Raw genomic sequence first — 15,128 nt, forward strand, 5'->3', positions numbered from 1 at the left:
CGCCCCGACTCCAGGTACGACGGCGGCAGTTCCTGACTCCCCCTGACGGGGTCACAGTGGCGGGACCGCCCCGGACTCACACCGGGTTCCTGCTGATGCCGTCGAATGACGTCGCGACTCTATCCGACCCGACTCGGTCCATGGGCCTGGCAGGGTGCGGTTCAGATCACCTCACGAAAGCGCGAAACCTGTGAACTCCTGGCGTGACACCGCCTCGGACGAGGCCCAGCAGACGCTCGACGACCTGTTCGACACTGCCCTCCAGCTCGCGGTGCAGCACGTGGCGAAGCGAGGGGGCTTCCTGCCGTTCGCGGTCAGCGCGGCGGACGGTGACCCGATCTCGATCGAGATGCTCGGTGAGAAGGCCGATGCGCTCCGGATGATCGACCTGCTGTGGGGCAGTCTGCGGGAGCGGCGGGACGACATAGCAGCGGCCGCGGTGGTTGCTGACGTGCGGCTCGGCGGCGACGGGTGGCCCGATGGGATCCAGGTGGAGGCGGAGCACCGGGACGGGATCGTGCTGAGCATCGTCGCGCCGTACCGCCGCCGGCGCCTTCGGCGGGACGTCGAACTCGGAGAGTTCGGCCTCGCCGAAGGTCAGCGCCGGCTCTGGTGAGTTCTAGCGGTGCATGGCGTAGTGGGCAGCCAGGAGGTCGGTGCCCCAGTCGTTGCGTAGGTCGCGCCAGACCGAGTGGATGTGGTTGGCGTTGTCCTGGGTGTTGTCGTACTCGGCGAGGAACGTGGGACCCGCGATCGAGTAGTAGTGGCGGTGGCCGATGCCGGGCTGGGTTTCGCCGGCCCAGGCGAACGTCAGGCGCTCGATGCCGTGCTCGGTGATGTCCTGCCAGGTCTGCAGGCCGATCGGCCCGGCGGCGCGGCCGACGTACTGGCCGATGAGGAGGCTGAGGAGCTGGCGCTGGTCCTCGGTCATGTCGCCGTACGCGAGGCCGCGGTGCAGGAGTGACGCGTCGGCCACTGGGTCGTGCCGGGTCAGGATGTCGTCGGGCGCGTCCGGCGAGACCAATGCGACCTCCAGCTGTCCAGGCTCCAGTGCGTGCAGCAGCTGGAAGCCCAGGTCCTGCTCCGTGGCCAGGAACCGCCGCCCGGCCTGCGGCCCGGTCAGCACCTCGGCCGGGTTCGACCCGAGGAACTGTGGTGTGAACGCGATCGCTCCGTCCACGACCGTCACGTGCAGTGCCAGGTGGTGACCGTTCAGCCGCCAGGCCCACGGCTCCGTGCCGTTCGGGTCCCCGAGCACGCGCAGGAAGTACCGGTCGGCGACGGTCGCGCCTTCCCACTCCCCCGACGGCGGCAGGTCCGGCAGCCCGCGGACCACGATCTCGGCGTCGAGAACCGCCCAGACGTCGGCCGTCCCGCGCTCGCTGCACCCGGTCGCGACCAGCCGCTCCACGAGCTGCTGCTGCGCCGACGTCAGCTCGGTCAGGGCAAGGCCCGGCACAGGTCCCGGCAGGTACGTCCACTGCTTGTGGTCCGGGGTGTCGAAGGGTGCGCGGATCTTGCCGGCCTGCTCCGGTGTCAGGCTCGCCAGCAACTCGAGAACCGTGTCCCGCGTCTGCGCTACAACCATGCCGATCGCTCCCGTTCCGTCGGTTCGTAGGTGGTCCACTGTTCGAACGGCCGGTCCAGCTTGTACCGGAAATCCGGCTGCCGCAGCAGGACGCGTGTTTCGGCGTTCCCCGGGTTCCGCAGCGACTCGAAGAACCGCACCGACCAATGGAACCACCGCATACAGAACAGCCGCATGGTCAGGCCGTGCGAGACCAGCAGCACGTTGCGCGGGGCGTCCACGCTCTCGAAGTCGCGGTGCATCGTCTCCAGGAACGTCGACACCCGGTCGTACACGTCCGAGCCCGACTCACCGTGGGTGAACCGGTAGAAGAAGTGCCCGAACGAGTCGCGGAGCTTCTCCTGCCGTTCGATGTCCTCGGTGTCCTGCAGGTTCGCCCAGTCCTGCTCCCGCAGCCGCGGCTCCTCCCGCGGCAGCTCGATCAGGTCGTCCAACCCGAGCGAGTCCAGCGTCTGCCGGGCGCGCAGGTACGGCGAGACGTACACGCGGACTGGCTCGTTCTCGAACAGCTCCCGCAACTCCCGCCCCGCCTTGGCGGCCTGCTCATGGCCCACCGGGGTCAACGGGACCGCATGGTCAGGGGTCCGCTCGTAGACCGTCTTGTCCAGGTTCGCCTCGGACTCGCCGTGCCGGATCAACGCGATCCGCACCGGCCGGCGGCTCAGATCCATCGCCTCCCCTTCCCGAGTACGGCCGCAAGGCACACGGCGGCGATCCCGACCCGCCGCGCGAGTTCCGCCGTACGGCGCACGTCGGCGACCGTCGGCGCCGGGCCGTCACCCAGCGTGCCGCGGTCCTCCGCGTAGCTGCCGTAGCTGTTGGTGCCGCCGAGCGTCAGACCGAGCGCTCCCGCGAACGCCGCCTCGACCGGCCCGGCGTTCGGGCTCGGATGCTTCGGGGCATCCCGCCGCCAGACCCGGACGGTGTCCTGGACCCGTCCGGCCGCGAGTCCGGTCAGCGCCGCACACGCCCGCGCCGGGAGCAGGTTGAGTACGTCGTCCAGCCGCGCCGACGCCCACCCGAAGTTGAGGTACTTCGGTGACTTGTAGCCGACCATCGCGTCGAGCGTGTTGGCCGCGCGGTACCCGAGCAGGCCGGGGACGCCGAGCGCACCGCCCCACAGCAGCGGGGCCACGCACGCGTCCGAGGTGTTTTCGGCGATCGACTCGACGGTGGCGCGGGCCAGCTCGTCGGCTTCCAGGTCGGTGGCGTCCCGGGCGCAGAGATGGCTGAGGCGATCGCGGGCGCCCGGGATGTCCTTCTCCTCCAGCAACCCGGCCATCGTCTCGGCCTCGCGCTCCAGGCTGCGGGCGCCGAGGACGGTCCAGGTGGCGGCCGCCGTGGCCGCGGTGTGCAGGATCGGATGCTTCCGGGTAGCCCGCTCGACCGCGAGCCCCAGGATTGCGGTGCCACCTACGAGAACAGCCGTGTACCCGGTGCCGCGGCGACGCGAGTCGGCGTACAACTGCTTCTCCATCCGAGCGGCAGCACGACCGAATCCGGCAACCGGGTGGTACCGGCGCGGATCGCCGAGAAGACGGTCGGCCGCGAAGCCAAGCAGAAGTCCAAGAGCCCGTGACACCCTCGGCAGTCTGCCAGGTCCCTGGCTGTGATTGGGTGAGCGGCATGGGAATCGCGGAGCTGCTCCGGCGGGTCGACGGGAGCGGGGAGTTCGGGGTCTGGCTGGGCCGGCTGGACGGTACGCCGGTGTTCGTGCACGAGGCGGAGCGAGCGCACTACTCCGCGAGCACGATGAAGCTGCCGGTGGCGATGGCGATGCTGCGCAAGGTCGACGCCGGTGAGCTGTCGATCTCCCAGCCGGTGGCGGTGCACAACGACTTCGCGTCCGCGGGCGGCGGCCGGTTCGGGGTGAACCCGGAGGAGGACGAGGCGCCGAAGACCTGGGAGCAGCTCGGCAAGAAGGTGCCGCTGGACTGGCTGGCGACCGAGATGATCACCCGGTCCAGCAACCTCGCGACCGACCTCGTGCTCGAACAGGTCGGTATCGCCGCCGCCCACGCCGAGCTGGCCGCGGCGACACTGCCCAGCTCGCCCGCGCCCGAGTCCAGGATCCAGCGCGGTATCGACGACGTCCCCGCCGCGCGGGCCGGGATCAGCAACCTGATGAGCCCGGCCGGGATGGCCGGCGTGCTCGTTGCGGTGGGCAACCAGCAGGGCGAGTCCGCCGACTATCTGCGCGAGCTGCTGGCCGGCAACCAGTGGAACGGCGAGATCCCCGCGCTGCTGCCGAAAGGCACCCGCGTCGAGCACAAGAACGGCTGGGACACCCGGATCCGGCACGACGGCGGCATCGTCCGCCCCGAGGACGCCGACCCGTTCGTGCTGGTCGTCTGTACGACGTCGGAGCTGCCCGACAGCGACGCGCAGAAGCTGATCGCCTCGATCGCGCTCGAGGCCTGGGACCACCGGCACGACCTGGAGGCAGCGCGGTGAAGATCACCACCCACCTGGTCTCGGCGCCGCTGCACACGCCGTTCGTCACGGCCCTGCGGACGGCCACCCACGTCGAGTCGCTGCTGGTCGAGATCAGCGACGGCGAACTCAGCGGCTGGGGCGAGGCGCCCCAGGTCTGGAAGGTGACCGGCGACTCGCTCGCCGGCTCCCAGGCCTGTATCGAGGGCCCGATCAGCACCGCGCTCGACGGCCTCGGCCCCGACGACCTCACCGAGGCGCTGCGTCGCGTACAGCGTGCCGCGGTCGGCAACTTCGGAGCGAAGGACGCCGTCGACGTCGCGCTGCACGACCTCGCGGCCCGGCGGCGCGGGCAGCCGCTGCACGGGTTCCTCGGGTCGACCACCGACGTCGTCCGGACCGACGTGACGCTGTCGGTCGGCGACGCGGACGCGCTGGCCGACGCTGGGAAGGCACGCGTCGCGGACGGCTTTGACGTTCTGAAGATCAAGGTCGGCACCGACGCCGCCGGCGACATCGAGCGCGTCCGCCGGGTCCGCTCGGCGATCGGTCCCGAACCGCGGCTGCGGCTCGACGCGAACCAGGGCTGGACGCGGCGCGACGCGGTCACCGTGATCCGGGCGCTGGAGGACGCCGGCTGTGCGATCGAGCTCGTCGAGCAGCCGGTCGCCGCGGCCGACCTCGACGGCATGGCCTGGGTGACCGACCGGGTCAGTACGCCGATCCTCGCCGACGAGTCCGTGTACGGCGTCCGCGACCTGGTCGCCGTGATCCGCCAGGGCGCGGCCGACCTGGTGAATGTCAAGCTCGCGAAATGCGGCGGGCTGGCGCCGGCGCGGACCCTGCTTGAGCTCGCCCGCGAACACGGGCTCGGCGCGATCGTCGGCTGCATGATGGAGAGCCACGTCGGCGTCGGCGCGGCGGCCGCGCTGGTGTCGGCGTACCCGACGACGGCGGTCAACGACCTGGACGCGGCCTGGTGGCTGCGTGAACCGCCGGTGACCGGCGGGATCCGGTATGACGGCTCGCTGATCCACCTGCCGTCGGCTCCCGGACTCGGCGTGACAGGCTTGACCGCATGAAGTTAGCCGCCACCAAGGTCCCGGTCAGCACGGTCTGGACCTCGCCGGACGCGCCGCGCGACATCGACGCCCCGGCAACCGCCGCACAACCCGACGCCGCCGCCTGGGCGGGGTCGATGGACACCGAGACCCGGCTCGGCCTGCACGGCCGGACCCTGACCCAGCTGCTGTTCGCCGAGCCCGTCCTGGTGCGCTCGGAGCGCAACGGCTGGTCCGAGATCCTCGCGCCCTGGCAGCCGTCGTCCGAGGACGAGCTCGGGTACCCGGGCTGGGTTCCGTCGAGCCACCTCGGCGAGCTGCCGCAGAGCGCCAACGACCCGGTCGCGATCGCCGTACCGACGGCGTCGCTGCTCGCCGAGCCCGGCGGCCGCCCGGTCGCCGAGCTGTCGTTCGGCACGGTGCTCGCCTCCGACGAGCACGCCGACGGGCACACGCGGGTGGCGACGCCCGACGGCGGGTCCGGCTGGCTGGCGGACGCTGCCCTGCGGTCCGTGTCCGAGCCGTCCACCGCCGACGACCGGCTGCGGCTCGGCGAGCAGTTCCTCGGACTGGAGTACCTCTGGGGCGGTACGTCGGCGTACGGGCTGGACTGCTCCGGGCTGATCCACACGGTCAGCCGGGTGCTCGGTCTGCGGACGCCGCGCGACGCCCACGACCAGGCGGACACGCTGCCGAACATCCCGATCGACGAGGCGCGGCCGGGTGACCTCTACTTCTTCGCGCGGGACGGGAAGCGGGTGCACCACGTCGGGTTCGTGTCCGCGACCGGGATGCTGCACGCGTCCGAGACCGGCAAGCGCCTGGAGAACGAGGCACTCTCCGACGACCGCCGCGCCACGCTGGTCACTGCCGCCCGCTTCTGAGCACACAGCAGATCGCCCCGGACCGCCGACGCGGTCCGGGGCGATTCGCTTGGTGTCAGGAGTTCTTGTGGTGCAGCTCGGGTGCCGACTCGTCGGCCTGCTCGTCCCGGGCGGCGTCCTGGGGCCGCTCGCCCTGGTCGACCGACCGGGTCTGGCCGTTCGCCTCGGCAGCCCCCGCCTCGGTCGTCCCGGTGGCCGTCTCCGCGGCGGTCGACTCTTCCGCCGACTGCAGCGTGCGGGACTTGTGCAGGCTGGCGATCGTCGTGATGCCGAGCGTGATGATGATGAAGCCGAGCGAGACCCAGATCGGGATCTCCGGTGCCCACTCGATGTGGTGACCGCCGTTGATGAACGGCAGCTCGTTGACGTGCATCGCGTGCAGCACCAGCTTCACGCCGATGAACGCGAGCACCACCGAGAGGCCGAGCGACAGGTACACCAGGCGGCGGAGCAGGTCACCGAGCAGGAAGTACAGCTGCCGCAGACCCATCAGCGCGAAGACGTTCGCGGTGAAGACCAGGAACGGCTCCTGGGTCAGGCCGTAGATCGCCGGGATCGAGTCGAGCGCGAACAGCAGGTCGGTGGTGCCGAGCGCGATGATCACGATCGCCATCGGGGTGACGAGCCGCTTGCCGTTCTTCTTCACGGTCAGCTTGACGCCGTTGTACTCGTCGGTCGCGTTCAGCCGGCGCTTGGCGAACCGGATGACCGCGTTCTCCTTGTAGTCGTCGTCATCGTTCTCGCCCTGCTTGGCGAGGTGGATCGCCGTGTAGACCAGGAACGCGCCGAACAGGTAGAAGATCCACGAGAACTGGTTGATCGCCGCGGCGCCGACCGCGATGAAGACACCGCGGAACACCAGCGCCAGGATGATGCCGACCAGCAACGCGGTCTGCTGGAACTTCCTCGGGACGCCGAACCTGGCCATGATGATCAAGAAGATGAACAGGTTGTCGACGCTCAGGCTGTACTCGGTGAGCCAGCCGGCGAAGAACTCCCCGGCGTACCGCCCGCCGGAGAAGTACCACACCCCGAGGCCGAAGATCACCGCGAGGCCGATGTAGAACGCGATCGCCGTGGCCGATTCGCGGGTGCTCGGCTCGTGCGGCCGGCGGCCGATCACGAAGACGTCGAACGCCAGTAACGCCAGCAGCAGGCCGACGGTGATGTACCAGACATAGTCAGCAACGTGCACAGAATCCTCCGGAGCTCAGACGACAAACCGACTCCGAAGGTCTCTTCCGCGTCACGCCGAGTGATCGTCCACGAGCCGGCGTAGCGCCGGAGGCACCGGGTCGGGGACGAACCCTGACCGTGATGACGATGCCGCCGCGAAAGGAATACTCCCCTTCTCCGGAACCATTCTGACGGCTGGAAGTCCAAGACTCCAAATCCAGGACGCCGTGTCCGCCTGTCGAAATGATCACAGGCGGGTCAGGGAATAGTTGCAGCCCGTGATCTATTGGCCGCCGATCAATTCCCCGCCGGCGGGCGTTGCCGCTTGGGCAGCTTCGCCACCACGGTCTCGTACGACGCGTCGACCAGCTCCAGGATCTCGTCGTCCGGCACCGCCCCGCCGAGCCGCACGGTGTTCCACCCGGAGCGGCCGATGTAGGCCATCGTGCCGACGTCGTCCGGGTAGGCGTTCACCAGCTCGTCGGCCTCCTCCCGGTTCGCCCCGCACTTCAGCCCGACGCTTCCGGCCCCGAGGAACGCGAAGATTTTCGGCCCCACCTTCGCCACCACGTCCCCGTCCCACGGCTCGTCCTGCCACGCCCCGGGCTTCTTCAGGCAGTACCCGAGCAACTCCCCATCGGCCAGCCGCTTCATAGCAGGAGACTAGGTCCTGTCTGGATTACCAGACAGGACCTCGACCCGCGGAGGAGGCTGGACGACGGGCCGGACGGAACTACGCTGCTCGGCATGGGTTCTGTTGTGGTGGCCGCGGTGCAGGCTGGGTCCGTGCTGTTCGACACGGCCGCGACGCTCGTGAAGGCGGAGCGGTGGATCCGCGAGGCGGCGGCGGACGGAGCGCGGTTGGTGGTGTTGCCGGAGGCGTTTCTCGGCGGCTACCCGAAGGGGTTCGACTTCGGCATCACGGTCGGGTCGCGGTCGCCGGAGGGCCGGGAGCTGTTCCGGCGGTACCGGGAGGCCGCGGTCGAGCTGGACGGGCCGGAGGTCGCGCGGCTGGCCGAGATCGCGGCCGAGGTCGGCGTTCAGCTCGTCGCCGGGGTGATCGAGCGCGACGGCGGGACGCTGTACTGCACGGCGGTGTTCATCGATCCGGGCGCCGGGCTGGTCGCCCACCATCGCAAGCTGATGCCGACCGCGGCCGAGCGGTACCTGTGGGGTCAGGGCGACGGGTCGACGATGCCCGCGGTCCGGACGGACTTCGGGGTGCTGGGCGCCGCGATCTGCTGGGAGAACTACATGCCGCTGTTCCGGCAGACCATGTACGCGAAGGGCGTGCAGCTGTGGTGCGCGCCGACCGTCGACGACCGCGAACAGTGGCAGGCGACGATGCGGCACATCGCGCTCGAGGGCCGCTGCTTCGTGATCAGCGCGAATCAGTACTTCACCCGCAACGACGCCGGCCACACCGGCGACGAGACCGTGCTGATCAACGGCGGCAGCACGATCATCTCGCCGCTGGGCGAGATCCTCGCCGGCCCGTTGCGCACCGGCGAGGGTGTCCTGCTCGCGGAGCTCGACCTCGCCGAGCTCGACCGCGGGTACTTCGACTTCGACTCGGTCGGGCACTACTCCCGGCCGGACGTCTTCACGCTGACCGTCGACGAATCGCCACACCGGACCGTCGTACGCCGGAGCTGAGGCCGGCCCCGGCGCACCACACCGCACCGCACCGCACCGCCGGCGCTACTTCGCGCCGGCGTTCGTCATCTGGCGGAGCTCCTTCTTCAGCTCGGAGATCTCGTCGCGGAACCGGGCGGCCACCTCGAACTGCAGCTCGGCCGCGGCGTTGTGCATCTGGTCGGTGAGCTGCTGGATCAGGTCGGCCAGGTCCGACGACGGCAGGCCGCCGGCCAGCTCCTTCGCCTTCTCCCCCGCCTTCTTCCCGCCGCCCGGGACCGGCGCCTTGCCACGCGACTGGGTGCGGCCGGAGCCGAGCAGCTCGGCGGTGTCCGCGTCCTCGCGGGCGAGCATGTCGGTGATGTCGGCGATCTTCTTCCGCAGCGGCTGCGGGTCGACGCCGTGCTCCTCGTTGTACGCGATCTGCTTCGCGCGCCGCCGGTTGGTCTCGTCGATCGCCAACTCCATCGACGGCGTGATCTTGTCGGCATACATGAACACCTGGCCGGACACGTTCCGCGCGGCCCGTCCGATGGTCTGGATCAGCGACCGGCCCGACCGCAGGAAGCCTTCCTTGTCCGCGTCCAGGATCGCGACCAGCGACACCTCGGGCAGGTCGAGGCCCTCCCGGAGCAGGTTGATGCCGACGAGCACGTCGAACTCGCCCATCCGCAGCTCCCGCAGCAGCTCGACCCGGCGGAGCGTGTCGACCTCGCTGTGCAGATACCTGGTCCGGATGCCCATCTCCAGCAGGTAGTCGGTCAGGTCCTCGGACATCTTCTTGGTCAGCGTCGTGACCAGCACCCGCTCGTTGCGCTCGACCCGGACCCGGATCTCGTGGATCAGGTCGTCGATCTGGCCCTTGGTCGGCTTCACGATCACCTCGGGGTCGACCAGACCGGTCGGCCGGATGATCTGCTCGACGAACCCGTCGGACTTGTCCTGCTCGTACTGCCCCGGGGTGGCGGACAGGTAGACGGTCTGGCCGATCCGCTCCAGGAACTCCTCCCAGCGCAGCGGCCGGTTGTCCATCGCCGACGGCAGCCGGAACCCGTGCTCGACGAGCGTCCGCTTCCGCGACATGTCGCCCTCGTACATCCCGCCGATCTGCGGGACGGTCACGTGCGACTCATCGATGACGAGGACGAAGTCCTCCGGGAAGTAGTCCAGCAGGCAGTGCGGCGCCGACCCCGGCTCCCGGCCGTCGGTGTGCCGCGAGTAGTTCTCGATCCCGGAGCAGGTGCCGATCTGCCGCATCATCTCGATGTCGTAGGTCGTGCGCATCCGCAGCCGCTGCGCCTCCAGCAGCTGCCCGTTGCGCTCGAGCTCGGTCAGCCGCTCCGCGAGCTCGGCCTCGATCGAGGTGATCGCCCGCTCCATCTTCTCCGGCGCGGTCACGTAGTGCGTGGCGGCGCCGATGTAGACCTCGTCCTCCTCGGACAGCACCTCGCCGGTCAGCGGGTGCAGCGTCATCACCCGCTCGATCTCGTCGCCGAAGAACTCCACCCGGACGGCGAGCTCCTGGTAGACCGGGAACACCTCGAGCGTGTCGCCGCGGACCCGGAACGTGCCGCGGGTGCCGGCCAGGTCGTTGCGTGCGTACTGCACGCCGACGAGCTTGCGGAGCAGGCCGTCGCGGTCCATCTCGGTGCCGACCTTCACGTGGATCATGCGGTTCAGGTACTCGTCGGCGGAGCCCAGGCCGTAGATGCAGGAGACGGTCGCGACCACGATCACGTCGCGGCGGGTCAGCAGCGACCAGGTCGCCGAGTGCCGCAGCCGCTCGACCTCCTCGTTGATCGAGGAGTCCTTCTCGATGTAGGTGTCCGTCTGCGGGACATACGCCTCGGGCTGGTAGTAGTCGTAGTACGACACGAAGTACTCGACGGCGTTGTCGGGGAAGAACTGGCGCAGCTCGTTCGCGAACTGGGCGGCGAGGGTCTTGTTCGGCTGCAGGATCAGCATCGGGCGCTGGATCCGCTCCGCCAGCCAGGCGATGGTCGCGGTCTTGCCCGTGCCGGTAGCGCCGAGCAGGACGACGTCCTGCTCGCCGGCGTTGACACGTCGCTCGAGGTCCGCGATCGCCGCGGGCTGGTCACCCGCCGGGTCGAAGTCCGACACCACTTTCAGCGGGGCGACCATCCGCTGGAGATCCGAGACCTGTCTCATGCCCCCCACCGTACGGCCGCCCGCCGACAGTTTCTAAAACCCCAGGTCAGAAGCTCTTGACGACGCTGTTGTTCATGTAGACGAGCTCGTTCACACGCCGTGCGTAAACGCGGGTCTCGAGGGCCGCGTCGGTGGCGGTGGTGCGGTCGAACTGGTCCTGGTAGGCGGTGACGAAGCCCTGCATCGCGATCTTCTTGCCGTTCTTCGCGACCCACACGCCGGTGTAGGTGACCGCGTAGCACGCCTTGATGTTCGGGTTCGCCGGCTTGCACGCGGTGCCCTTGCCGATCTTGACGCCCTCCATGCCGTTCGACTCGACGTCGACCAGGTGCTCGGCGAAGCCCTTCGCGTCGTACAGCTCGGTCTGCCGGACCCAGTAGTACCCGTCGATCAGGCCGCGCGCGTTGAACTGCTGGAGGATGTAGTTCTTCCCGCTCCTGGACTTGTCCGGGTCCGGCAGCCAGCCCTTGGACGGCGTGAACCAGACACCCCAGCCGACCTCGACGCCGACGTCGTTCGCGCCCTTGGAGTCGTTCGGGGTCGGCGTCGGCGAGGGCGTGTACATGGTGCGACCCACGCCCGACGACGGCTCGGCGGTGGGCTGGTCGCCCTTGTCCTTGCCGTTCACCAGCAGCACGACCCCGACCGCGACCAGCAGCACCGCCACGATCGCCCCGGCCATGATGATCCACGGCGTCTTGCTCGACCGCTGCGGGTGGTTCGGCCGCTTCGGTCCGGGACCCCAGCCGCCACCGGCGGGACCCTGCGGACCCCGGGGGCCCAGCGGGCCCTGGGGCGCCTGCGGCCCTGGGCCCCAACCGCCGGGAGCGGGGGCCGGCGGCGGGCCCGGGGGTGGACCGTACTGCTGACTCATAGTTGTTCCTCGCGGTAGTTCCGGGGATCCGTCACAGGCTGTCGATCACGGACTTCTTCATGGTCGCCGCGTCCGCCTCGGCCTTCGGGGCGAAGTCGGCCATGGTCCGGAAGTCCAGCGCGGTGACCACGTTGTCCTTGCGCCGGTACACCTCGACCCACCCCTTGATCTTCGACTCCGTGCCGTCGGCGGCCTTGTAGCTCGAGCTGTAGTCGATCGCGACGCACTCCACCAAGACGTCCTTCGGGCACGGCAGGTTCCGTACGTTGCCCAGCTGCGCGATCTCCTTGTCGACCTCGCCCTCGACGATGCCGAGCAGGTACGCGTTCGCGGTGACGTTCTGCTTCTGCCGCACCCAGAAGAACGTCCGTGCGGCGGCGTCCGGGGCCGGCTTCGTGCCCGGCGGGAAGATCGCCACCTGCTTTCCGCTCTTCTCCCAGGTGACCACCGCCCAGCCCTGGACCGGGACCAGCGAGACCCCGAAGCCGACCGGAAGCGCGTTCGGCGGCGGCTGGTACGACGACTGCGGCGCGGTCGGCGTCGCGGGCGGCGGACTCGGCGACCGGCCCGGATCGGCCTTCTTGTCACCGCCGGACAGCGCCACCAGCACGACCGCGACCAGCGCGACCACCAGCAGCCCGGCGCCGATCGGGATCAGCAGCGGCGGGAACGAGGGCCGCTTCTTCTCCGGCGGCGGCCGCCGCAGCGACGGCGGCCCGACCTTGTCGCCCCACGCCGACGACGTCTGCGTCGCCGGACCGGAACCAGGTCCGGGCCCCGCCCCCGGTCCGGCACCTGGACCGGCGCCGGGCGTACCGCCGTCGCCCCACGGCGACGGCGGCGGTGGCACCTCCAGGTCCCACGGTGACGGCGGGAGCTGTTCTTCCTGCTCGTCGGTGTCCGGCTCCGGTCCGGGCTTGGCCACCCAGGGGTTACCGGCGGAGCCCTTGTCGCGCTTTCCGCTCACTGACTCTTGACCACCGACCGCAGCATCGCCGTGGAGTCGCTCTGGATCGAGGACATCTTGTCCTTGCGTCCGTACACCCGGATGATCGTGATCACGCCGTCGTTGCGCTCGATCACGCCGACGAAGCCGACCACCGGCATGCTGCCGTTCTGGGTGGTCGCGACACCGCCGAAGCTCTGGGTGGTGACGACCTTCACCGGGGTGTCGTCGTCCGGACCGGGCTTGGTCTCCTTCGGCGTGCCCTTCTGCACCGACGACAGCTGCTTCGTCTCGGCCGTCAGCAGCTTGGGCAGCACACTGGCGGTGTTCTCACCGGCCCCGGCCTTCCAGCTGGCCACCATGAAGTACGCCTCGCCCTGCTTCAGCAGGTACACGCCGCTGAAGCCGTCGATGCTCTTGCGGACGTAGCCCGGCTGGGGCTTCACGTACACGCCCTCGGCGACCTCGATGCCCTCGTCGCCGCCGCTGTTCGACGGCTCGGTGCTCGGACTCGGGCTCGTGCTCGGCTCACTGCTCGGCTCGGAGCTGGGCTCGGAACTCGGCTCGCTGGTCGGTTGCGAGGTCGTCGGCGTCGGGTCCGGCCCTGCCTTGTCGTCGTCGCCGCCCTTGAAGACCAGTGCCAGGACCACGCCGATGATCGCGACCACCGCGAAGGCGCCGCCGGCGATCAGCAGCGTCTTGCCGCCACCACCGCCACCACCGCCGCCGCGGCGCTGCGGCTGCTGGCTGTACTGGCCGCCCCACTGCTGCTGGCCGCCGCCGTACTGCTGCTGCTGTCCCTGGTAGCCCTGCTGGTATTGCTGCTGGCCGGGATACCCCTGCTGCGGCTGCTGACCGGGGAAGGTCTGCTGCTGCTGCTGCGGGTACGGCGACTGCTGGCCGTACCCCGGCTGCTGCCCGTATCCAGGCTGCTGACCGGGCTGCTGCCCGTACCCAGGCTGCTGCCCCGGCTGCGGTCCAGGCTGTTGTCCATACCCGGGCTGCTGCCCGTAGCCCGGCTGCTGCCCTTGCTGACCAGGCTGCTGGCCCGGCTGACCAGGCGGCTGGCCGTACGGCTGCTGTCCACCACCGTACGGCGGCTGCTGGTTGCTCATGCCTGGGTCTCTCCAGTCGTCGCTTCGTACCTACTGGCGCCGGTCGGTGCTGCCACTCCGCGGGCGGACTTCGGTACGGACCGCACCGAGTTGCCGCAGGCCGAACAGAAGTCGGAGTGCGGGAGCAGCGGCATCTCACAGCGCGAGCAGAACGCCAGGTCGCCGGACGCGTGGTTGGACCCGCCCCGGGCGGCCGACTCCAGCGCCGCCTCGAGCAGACCCTTGTGGAGCACCGTCCGGACCCTGATGATCAGCGCGCCGAGCAGCAGCAGGCCCCAGACCACACCGAGGACCGCGCCGATCGTCGAGCCGTGACCGCCGACGAAACCGAGCAGGTAGACGCCGCCCTGGAACAGCGCGTTCACAGCCATCGCCTGGATCAGACCGGCCACCCAGCGCGGCGTGAAGCCGTCGTACCCCTCGCCGAGGCCGGAGAACTCCGCCCCCGCGAGACCGGTCGCCGAGCCGTACACCAGCGGCTTGATGAAGCCGTGCAGCAGCACGATCGAGATCCACGTCCCGGCACTGCTGCCCGGACCGGCGAAGCCGCCGCTGATCCAGCCCCAGTGCAGCACCAGCGTCTCGAAGCACGCGTAGCCGACACCGGCCACCACGCCGAACGTGAAGCCGTCCATCAGGTCGTCGTAGCGCGGCCGCGAGGCCAGGTAGAGCGGGCCGATCTGACGGATCAGCTCGGACACCACCGGCACCAGCAGGAGCAGGATCAGCAGGTCGCGGCCGGACGGCCCGGCGCTGTTGGCGCCGATCGTGTCCAGCGACAGCGCCAGCTTGTCCTTCCACAGCCAGGTGAAGACGGCCGCGAGGACGCCGGTCAGCACGAAGGCCGCGGCGACCACCGGGATCGGCTCGTCCTCCCAGAGGTTCACGTCGTACAGGTAGATGATGTAGACGATCGGGATGGCGAAGGCCGCGATCATGATCGCCACCGGCAGCGCGCCGAGCGCGGCCGTCACCACGGTCAGCAGCAGGGCGATGCCGAGCGCGACCTTGTAGGTGTACGGCTGCTTGCCGGATCCCTGCGGCATGATCGTCGAGACCAGTTTGAACGACGCCACCGGCTCATCGGGCCTGGCGGCGTACGCGTTCTTCCGCTCGGCGTCCCCGGTACGCATGTCGTTGCCACAGTGGTGGCAGTAGTGCGAGACCTCGGGGACGTCAGAGCTGCAGCGCGGACAGACCACGCCATCCTCCCAACCTCGGACGTCCGGACCGGCGCGGGTCGCGCC

Annotated in this window: 15 protein-coding genes and 1 riboswitch; of the genes, 5 read left to right on the forward strand and 10 right to left on the reverse strand. The window is 69.9% G+C overall.

The genetic code is table 11. The features are described from left to right. Nucleotides 1-5: 5 nt before the first annotated feature. Nucleotides 6-132: riboswitch (cobalamin riboswitch) on the reverse strand. A gap of 58 nt (nucleotides 133-190) precedes the next feature. Next, a complete protein-coding gene (locus AB0I12_RS15840; RefSeq protein WP_359929664.1) occupies nucleotides 191-616 on the forward strand; it encodes a hypothetical protein in 426 nt (141 codons plus the stop codon). 3 nt (nucleotides 617-619) lie between these two features. Here the strand turns inward: AB0I12_RS15840 and AB0I12_RS15845 are convergent, their stop codons facing one another. The 3 genes from AB0I12_RS15845 to AB0I12_RS15855 are packed head-to-tail and all read right to left on the reverse strand — an operon-like array spanning nucleotide 620 to nucleotide 3,170. After that, on the reverse strand, nucleotides 620-1,588 hold the full coding sequence (locus AB0I12_RS15845; RefSeq protein WP_359929666.1) for a DUF3500 domain-containing protein: 969 nt from the start codon (nucleotides 1,586-1,588) through the stop codon (nucleotides 620-622). Next, nucleotides 1,579-2,259 carry a phosphoglycerate mutase family protein gene (locus AB0I12_RS15850; protein WP_359929668.1) on the reverse strand — a complete coding sequence of 227 codons (681 nt, stop codon included), beginning with the start codon at nucleotides 2,257-2,259 and terminating at the stop codon, nucleotides 1,579-1,581. The genes AB0I12_RS15845 and AB0I12_RS15850 overlap by 10 nt, the downstream gene beginning before the upstream one ends. After that, a complete protein-coding gene (locus AB0I12_RS15855) occupies nucleotides 2,250-3,170 on the reverse strand; it encodes a cobalamin biosynthesis protein (RefSeq protein ID WP_359929670.1) in 921 nt (306 codons plus the stop codon). The genes AB0I12_RS15850 and AB0I12_RS15855 overlap by 10 nt, the downstream gene beginning before the upstream one ends. 44 nt (nucleotides 3,171-3,214) lie before the next feature. Between AB0I12_RS15855 and AB0I12_RS15860 the strand changes: the two genes are divergently transcribed. The 3 genes from AB0I12_RS15860 to AB0I12_RS15870 are packed head-to-tail and all read left to right on the forward strand — an operon-like array spanning nucleotide 3,215 to nucleotide 5,966. Next, nucleotides 3,215-4,042, forward strand: a complete 828-nt coding sequence (locus AB0I12_RS15860) for a serine hydrolase (protein ID WP_359929672.1) — start codon at nucleotides 3,215-3,217, stop codon at nucleotides 4,040-4,042. Continuing rightward, entirely contained in the window at nucleotides 4,039-5,103 is a 1,065-nt protein-coding gene (locus tag AB0I12_RS15865; RefSeq protein WP_359929674.1) for a dipeptide epimerase, read from the forward strand. The genes AB0I12_RS15860 and AB0I12_RS15865 overlap by 4 nt, the downstream gene beginning before the upstream one ends. Then, nucleotides 5,100-5,966, forward strand: coding sequence for an NlpC/P60 family protein (locus AB0I12_RS15870; RefSeq protein ID WP_359929676.1), 867 nt, complete (start codon nucleotides 5,100-5,102; stop codon nucleotides 5,964-5,966). Before AB0I12_RS15865 ends, AB0I12_RS15870 begins: the two co-directional genes overlap by 4 nt. 55 nt (nucleotides 5,967-6,021) lie before the next feature. On the opposite strand, the gene AB0I12_RS15875 is transcribed toward AB0I12_RS15870, so the two are convergent. Then, a complete protein-coding gene (locus AB0I12_RS15875) occupies nucleotides 6,022-7,161 on the reverse strand; it encodes a TerC family protein (protein ID WP_359929677.1) in 1,140 nt (379 codons plus the stop codon). Nucleotides 7,162-7,439: 278 nt separating this feature from the next. Further along, nucleotides 7,440-7,796 carry an MmcQ/YjbR family DNA-binding protein gene (locus AB0I12_RS15880; RefSeq protein ID WP_359929679.1) on the reverse strand — a complete coding sequence of 119 codons (357 nt, stop codon included), beginning with the start codon at nucleotides 7,794-7,796 and terminating at the stop codon, nucleotides 7,440-7,442. Nucleotides 7,797-7,889: 93 nt separating this feature from the next. Between AB0I12_RS15880 and AB0I12_RS15885 the strand changes: the two genes are divergently transcribed. Beyond that, nucleotides 7,890-8,798, forward strand: coding sequence for a carbon-nitrogen hydrolase family protein (locus AB0I12_RS15885; RefSeq protein WP_359929681.1), 909 nt, complete (start codon nucleotides 7,890-7,892; stop codon nucleotides 8,796-8,798). A gap of 45 nt (nucleotides 8,799-8,843) precedes the next feature. Here the strand turns inward: AB0I12_RS15885 and uvrB are convergent, their stop codons facing one another. From uvrB to AB0I12_RS15910, 5 genes are read right to left on the reverse strand one after another with little or no spacing between them, the layout of a single operon-like run. Beyond that, entirely contained in the window at nucleotides 8,844-10,946 is a 2,103-nt protein-coding gene (uvrB, locus tag AB0I12_RS15890) for an excinuclease ABC subunit UvrB (protein ID WP_359929683.1), read from the reverse strand. A gap of 46 nt (nucleotides 10,947-10,992) precedes the next feature. Next, a complete protein-coding gene (locus tag AB0I12_RS15895) occupies nucleotides 10,993-11,820 on the reverse strand; it encodes a hypothetical protein (RefSeq protein WP_359929685.1) in 828 nt (275 codons plus the stop codon). Nucleotides 11,821-11,851: 31 nt separating this feature from the next. Next, nucleotides 11,852-12,787, reverse strand: a complete 936-nt coding sequence (locus AB0I12_RS15900; RefSeq protein ID WP_359929687.1) for a hypothetical protein — start codon at nucleotides 12,785-12,787, stop codon at nucleotides 11,852-11,854. Beyond that, nucleotides 12,784-13,881, reverse strand: coding sequence for a hypothetical protein (locus AB0I12_RS15905; RefSeq protein ID WP_359929689.1), 1,098 nt, complete (start codon nucleotides 13,879-13,881; stop codon nucleotides 12,784-12,786). The genes AB0I12_RS15900 and AB0I12_RS15905 overlap by 4 nt, the downstream gene beginning before the upstream one ends. Further along, nucleotides 13,878-15,014: a PrsW family glutamic-type intramembrane protease gene (locus tag AB0I12_RS15910; protein ID WP_359929691.1), complete on the reverse strand. Its 1,137-nt coding sequence runs from the start codon at nucleotides 15,012-15,014 to the stop codon at nucleotides 13,878-13,880. Before AB0I12_RS15910 ends, AB0I12_RS15905 begins: the two co-directional genes overlap by 4 nt. Between the last annotated feature and the right edge of the window lie 114 nt (nucleotides 15,015-15,128).

Origin of the sequence: Kribbella sp. NPDC050459 (assembly GCF_040655315.1) — a bacterium.
Classification (GTDB): domain Bacteria; phylum Actinomycetota; class Actinomycetes; order Propionibacteriales; family Kribbellaceae; genus Kribbella.